Annotated in this window: 6 protein-coding genes; 1 reads left to right on the forward strand and 5 read right to left on the reverse strand. The window is 37.1% G+C overall.

Translation table 11 applies throughout. The features are described from left to right. Positions 1-147: 147 nt before the first annotated feature. Both ACTQ54_RS11175 and ACTQ54_RS11180 read right to left on the reverse strand, forming a co-directional pair. The gene (locus tag ACTQ54_RS11175) at positions 148-1227 is read right to left on the reverse strand and encodes an LLM class flavin-dependent oxidoreductase (RefSeq protein ID WP_441756913.1); all 1080 of its coding nucleotides are present in this window, start codon (positions 1225-1227) and stop codon (positions 148-150) included. 123 nt (positions 1228-1350) lie between these two features. Further along, entirely contained in the window at positions 1351-2241 is an 891-nt protein-coding gene (locus tag ACTQ54_RS11180; RefSeq protein ID WP_441756915.1) for a DegV family protein, read from the reverse strand. A gap of 162 nt (positions 2242-2403) precedes the next feature. On the opposite strand from ACTQ54_RS11180, the gene ACTQ54_RS11185 reads away from it, so the two are divergent. Further along, the gene (locus tag ACTQ54_RS11185; protein ID WP_441756917.1) at positions 2404-3060 is read left to right on the forward strand and encodes a YigZ family protein; all 657 of its coding nucleotides are present in this window, start codon (positions 2404-2406) and stop codon (positions 3058-3060) included. Positions 3061-3064: 4 nt separating this feature from the next. Here ACTQ54_RS11185 and ACTQ54_RS11190 read toward each other — a convergent pair whose 3' ends face one another. From ACTQ54_RS11190 to ACTQ54_RS11200, 3 genes are read right to left on the reverse strand one after another with little or no spacing between them, the layout of a single operon-like run. Beyond that, positions 3065-4114 (reverse strand): MraY family glycosyltransferase, encoded by a 1050-nt coding sequence (locus ACTQ54_RS11190; RefSeq protein WP_441756919.1) that lies wholly within the window; start codon positions 4112-4114, stop codon positions 3065-3067. A 26-nt stretch (positions 4115-4140) separates the two neighbouring features. Further along, positions 4141-4968 carry an ammonia-dependent NAD(+) synthetase gene (nadE, locus tag ACTQ54_RS11195; protein ID WP_441756921.1) on the reverse strand — a complete coding sequence of 276 codons (828 nt, stop codon included), beginning with the start codon at positions 4966-4968 and terminating at the stop codon, positions 4141-4143. 15 nt (positions 4969-4983) lie between these two features. After that, positions 4984-6471 carry a nicotinate phosphoribosyltransferase gene (locus ACTQ54_RS11200; RefSeq protein WP_441756922.1) on the reverse strand — a complete coding sequence of 496 codons (1488 nt, stop codon included), beginning with the start codon at positions 6469-6471 and terminating at the stop codon, positions 4984-4986. Between the last annotated feature and the right edge of the window lie 251 nt (positions 6472-6722).

Here is a 6722-nt window from a genome sequence, read left to right on the forward strand (position 1 = left end):
TTTTTTTATTAAATATCTCTGCTGGATAAAAAAGATAGCTAAAAAAGCAGCACTAAGTCAAAATTCCTGCCAATGGCAAAAAACACAAGCCCCTCAGATATTTACTGAAAAGCTTGTGCGAAGTTATTTATTATGAAAGTAGATGAACTACTTAGCTGTATATTTTTTAACAGCAGGGATAACTTTGTTACCCAATAAATCAATCGTACGTTTAATATTATCGATTGACACGCCACCAAAATCAATTTGACCGACATAGCGATCCATATTAAACATCTCATGTTGGTACAAGAGTTTTTCAATCACGAGGTTCGGGTCTCCCACATTAATCACACTATGGGCATCCTGCCCCTGATTAAACAACGCTTTTGAAAAACCACTATCATTTGTTAACTTCATACCCTCATTAATGTGTGGATAATATTCTTGGAAAGCTTGTTTGCTATCTTCACGAACATATAAAAAGCCTGCTGTAGCAATGCGTAGATCATTGGGATTAAAGCCTTCGTCTTCAGCTGCATTGCGATAAACATCAATTGTCTGCTTAACAGTTTCCGCATTTCCTCCCAAATGAGCGTAATACATAGGAACACCTAAAGACCCTGCTTTGAAAGCTGAGCTATGCGAGCCTCCTACAGCACGCCAAATCGGCAAAGCTTGTTCAGCATTGTCTGGACGCGGAATGACGCGGGCATTATTCAGAGGCGGGCGAAATTCACCTGACCAATTCACAACAACGTTTTCATTTATTTCTAGCAACAATTCAAACTTTTCTTCAAAAAGTGTTTCATAATCTTGTAAATCATAGCCGAGTAATTCATATAAGCCAACACGTGATGCACGGCCAGCAACAATCTCCATACGACCATCGGAAATTAAATCAATCGTCGCAGCGTCTTCAAACACACGAACAGGTTCACTTGTACTGATAATGGTTGCCCCTGAGGCTAGTTTAATTTTTTGCGTCGCTTGTGCAATAGCCGATAAAAGGATTAAGTGTGCTTGTGATACAAAATGTTCCTGGTGCGATTCACCAAGTTGAAACACATCTAATCCTGCTTGTTCGGCTAGCTGTGCAATTTCTACGATTTCTTTAATACGGCTTTTAGCTGAAAGTTTCTCTCCAGAATGTGGATTAGCGATATGATCCCCTAAGGTATATATCCCAATCTCAAGGCCTTTTGTCTTGTCTATTTTAGGCAATATATGGGGGTTAGGTCTTACCATTAATTCTCCTCCTCTATCAAACAAATACAATTATTAGTAGCTTAAATATAGTATACCCAATTTAATAGGAGAAATACATTCTTTATGCGGTTGGTTGAATAAATAATTAAAAAAAAGCTCCTGTTATTCAACAGGAGTCAATAGCGTTTCTAACCGCGGAATAAGGGCTAAACCTTTTGCGCCCGCACCAATATGAGTGCCTACAACGGGACCAATCGGTCTAATCATATAAGAAACATTGGTTCCCATATTTGCCTGAATACTATTTAATACTTTCAAGCCCTCTTCTTCTGCTTGAGCATGAGCAATGGCTAGAACAAATCCGTCTGGGTGTGTTTGTTCATACGCTGAAGCAAGTTCTTGCCAACGATGATATACTTTTTTTGTACTACGAATTTTCTCAAATAAAACAATTTTTCCTTCTTGGTCAAAGTATAATAAGGGCTTAATTTGCAAAATATTACCAAAGAAGGCACTCGTACTACTTAACCGTCCACCTTTTGACAAGTTATTTAAATCTTCAACCATCAAATAAATTTCCGCTTCTTCAGCTGCTTGAACTAATGCTTTGGCAATTTGTTCTACAGCAAAACCAGCGTCTAATAAATCCGCTGTTTGATGAACAAGACTTTCTAAAACAACACTAGAGCCTTTAGAATCGATACAATAGGTTTGAATACGATCATTGAACTCATTTAAGACCATCAGTGCTTGTTGGTATGTCCCACTGATTGCTGAAGCTAAGTGAATGCAGATAACCGCCTCATATTTTTCTTCAATCAAATTCTCTAAAATTTGATAATATTCTCCAACTTGTGGCTGAGAAGTTGTTGGTAACTGCTTGGCGTTATTTAATCGATTGTAAAACTCATAAATGATTTCTGGATCGCTTGAATCTTGATAAGTAGTTCCATCAGAGAAATTAACAGAGAGATTTACTTGAAAAATATTATCTCTAGCTGCTAATTCTGGGGATAGGTATGCTGTACTATCAACGATAATCGCTACCTTCATCATTCACACTCCTCTCATACTGAGCTATAATAGTGAATTATACCAAACTTAAGCGTAAAAAGCATGATAATTTGCAAAAGTCAGACTTTTTGATGCAGTTTTTGATAAAATAGTATTAACTAGTACAATAAATATCATAACAAATAGAAAGAAGTTGACAGCATGCGTAACTATATAAGTGTTAAAGAAGCCTTTCAATACACCATTGAAATAAAAAAATCTTCCTTTATTACCTATTTATACCCTATATTTACAGTCGAAGACTTTGAAGAACTTTATCAACAGCTTAAAAAAGAACATTATAAGGCCAACCATCTATGCTATGCCTATATTTTAGGTAATGATTCAATGATTCAAAGAATGAGCGACGATGGCGAACCTAGCGGAACAGCAGGGGTTCCTATGCTAGAAGTTTTAAAACGCCGCGAATTAACGAATATTTTAGCCGTTACCGTCCGTTATTTTGGTGGTATCAAACTTGGAGCAAGCGGCCTAATTAGAGCCTACTCTAACAGTGTCAGCGAAGCCTTAAATCATGCAGAACTTATTCAAAATATCGACCAGCAATTAATTGATATTGAAATGCATTATGCACAAAATGATAGTTTTACTTATTTTATCCAAAATACAAACAGCAATATAACAGTACTAGACACCCAGTACACCGATAAAGTCACCTATACCCTCGCCCTGCATATTGAAGAAGTCGCAAAAATCCAAGAACAGATAACCGAACGCCTAAATGACCAATTCGTTTGGACAGAAAAAGAGATTCAAACAGTTGATATCCCCTATGTTGATGTAACTAAGGAAGAATAAAATATCAACTATCTGAATCTCGATTGGCTAAAGCATACATACCCACAAACATCGCTGCTATCATTAGCAAGGTGACTAACGCCCAAAGCCAACGATAGGCAGGCAATAAGTTCGCTAAAATAGCTACACCAGAAAACAACAAAGTAATCGAAATCATTAAACCTACAATTTTCTTTTCACTTAAGCCCAATTTTAATAATCGATGGTGGATATGGTCTTGGTCCGCTTTGGCGACAGGCTGACCACTAATCATCCGCCTTAAAAAGGCATAGACAAAGTCAAAGATAGGAACGACATAAAGAGTGACAGGCACAATCAATGAATAAAAACTGGCATTTTTCAAATTCGTTACCGTCAAAGTCGCATACATAAAACCAATAAATAAAGCACCAGTATCCCCCAAATAAATTTTTGCAGGTGCCCAATTATGAGGAATAAAGCCTAAAATAGCCATAAGCAAAATTAAAATCATAAACAGAAATGTCATTCGAATGGACAAACTGAAAAAATAGGTAATAATGGCCAAGGATAGCAAGCTAGTAGCTGTCACACTACTAGCTAAGCCATCCAAACCATCTAAGAGATTAATTGAATTGGTTACTAAATAAATCCACACCATTGTAGCCAGATAAGAAATAATATTAAAAACAAGTGGTGTCGCCTCAGGCAATAAAGCAGATGAGAATTCAACATCCGTAAACCAATACACAATATTTGCAGCGACCAATATCCCAAGTGTTTTCTTTATTGGACTCAATTCATAAATATCATCGATCAAGCCTGTTATCACGATCACGAAAGAAGCCACCAGTAAGCCTATTTGCTCAGGAGAATAAATCAAATTAGGGAAAAGAACGAACACCCCAACCCAAAAACTAAGGAAAATTGCGATGCCTCCAAAACTCGGAATGCGTAACTGACTATCCTTAATTTGATGGGGATCCTTGTCAAACCACTGATAGCGATAAGCTAAGCGCATGATGATTAAAGTTAAAACATAGGATAAGATACTGGTTGAAATGAGTACAGCAAGGCTGTGAGTATAAAATCCCATCTACCTTCTCCCTTTCCAACTTATTTTTATTCTAACCAAAATGTATCATAGACCGTAATTGGCAAATGACGTTTATGACGCGACTTTAGATACCAATTCTCAATAGTTTCAGCATCTTTTTTATCAACTGCTTGGCCTGTCAAATAGGCATCAATCGCATCATAACTTACGCCTAAAGCCTCTTCATCTGGTTGCTGAGGTTTATTTTCCTCAAGATCAGCAGTAGGAACTTTTAAATATAACTCCTCAGGAGCACCCAAAGCTTTTAACATATCCTTCCCTTGGCTTTTCGTTAAACGCCATAGAGGTAATACATCCGCAGCTCCATCCCCAAATTTTGTGAAAAAGCCCGTGACACCCTCAGCAGCATGATCCGTACCAATTACCACACCTGCTGTTTGCCCTGCGATTGCAAATTGCGCTATCATCCGTTGACGCGCTTTAATATTACCTTTATTGTAATCACTAATCGCCATGGAGTTTTCATCAATCGCCGCTACCATCGCATCGGTTGCTGGTTTAATATTGACAACTAAATTCTTATCAGCTTGAATAAAATCTAACGCCTTTTGCGCATCAGACTCGTCTGCTTGTGTCCCATAAGGTAAGCGGACCGCAATAAATTGGAAATCTTCTCCTGTTTCAGCACGTAATTCCTCTACCGCCATTTGAGCCAGTCGCCCAGCCAAAGTAGAATCTTGACCCCCGCTAATACCCAAAACCAACGATTTTAATCCTTGATGTTTTAATAAATATCCCTTTAAAAATTGAATCGAGCGACGAATCTCTTCTTCGGGATTAATTTCTGGCAAAACTTTCAATGCTTCAATTATTTCTTTTTGTAAAGGACGCATAAAATCCACCTCTTTCTAGATAAAATCTTCACCATTCATTTCAATATCATTTTGAATCTTATTGCGAATTGACTGAATACTATTCATTTTTTCATCATACAGACGTTGTGATAAGTCTACTGGGTATTGTTCTGGGTTTAAAATACGCTTGTATTCATCCCATAACTTTAAAATAACCGTCGAAGCGTAATCTTTAATGGATTTTAGATCTGGTAATTCATAAACTAATTCACCATTTTTAAAGATATCCACCAATATCGGCTTAGCGGTATAATCCGTCACTGTCTTATTAATATAGGTGTGAACCGGATGGAACATAAAGAGTGAATCTTGTAAATCTGGCCTTTCATCTTCCAAAGCAACATAATCACCTTCGGATTTCCCATCACTATTACGTGTAATTCTCCAGACTTGTTTTACACCTGGTGTAGACATTTTAGAAGCATTGCTAGAAATTTTCATAGTTGGTACCATTTCACCTTTACTATTTTCAATACTTACTAATTTGTATACCCCACCAAGTGAGGGTTGATCAAAGGCGGTAATGATTTTAGTCCCTACACCCCAATCATCAATCTTAGCCCCTTGCATGATTAAGTTTAAAATTGTCAATTCGTCCAAATCATTCGATGCGATAATATGAGCCTCTGTAAATCCTGCTTCATCTAACTGTTCACGAATTTTTTTAGATTGATAAGCCATATCCCCAGAATCAATCCGAACGCCGACAAAGTTAATCTTATCACCCATTTCTTTGGCAACACGAATCGCATTTGGTACACCAGAACGTAAAGTGTCATAAGTATCAACAAGAAATACCACATCTTTATGCGTTTCAGCATAAGCTTTAAAGGCACGATACTCATCGCGGTAAGCTTGAACCAATGAATGCGCATGCGTACCACTTACAGGAATACCAAATAATTTCCCTGCACGAACATTACTGGTTGAATCAAAACCACCAATATAAGATGCACGCGTTCCCCATAAAGCAGCTTCCATTTCTTGTGCTCGACGAGTCCCAAATTCCGATAACTTGTCATCCTTTCCTACCACTTGACGCATTCTTGACGCTTTTGTGGCAATCAAAGTTTGATAATTAACAATATTCAACATAGCCGTTTCAATCAATTGACATTGCCCTAATGGTCCTTCAACTTGAATCAACGGTTCGTTAGCAAAGCATAGCTCCCCTTCAACCATTGAACGAATGGAAGCAGTAAATTTAAAGTTTTTCAAATAGTCTAAAAACTCTTCTGAATAAATATCGAGCTCCTTTAAATAAGCTAAATCTGTTTCTGTAAAGCGAAAAGATTGGATGTATTGAACCACTCGCTCTAAACCGGCAAAGATAGCATAGCCATTTTTAAAAGGATTTTCACGAAAATAAAGCTCAAAAACAGCGTTGCGGTTATCAATACCTTTTTCCCAGTATGTTTTCAACATATTAATTTGATACAAGTCTGTATGTAACGACAAACTATCATCTGTATAATTAAACATAAACAAACACCCTCACTATATAAATTTACCATCTTTTCAGTTGCTCATATTGTAACATAAAACCAGTTGAAAACCTTATAATAACATAAGCTGAATGACGCTTATACTCGAAATAAAAAAAGACCAAGTAGCAATAAAGCTGAACTGCCCCCTGTCAAGTAGACAGGTAAATAAACAAAATATTTGTGCCATGTATGATGTCTTATCATACATGGTATTTTTTTATGCCGGTATCTTTAATCCCATACTCA

The organism is Fundicoccus sp. Sow4_H7 (genome assembly GCF_052115865.1).
In the GTDB taxonomy this organism is placed as follows: Bacteria; Bacillota; Bacilli; order Lactobacillales; family Aerococcaceae; genus Fundicoccus_A.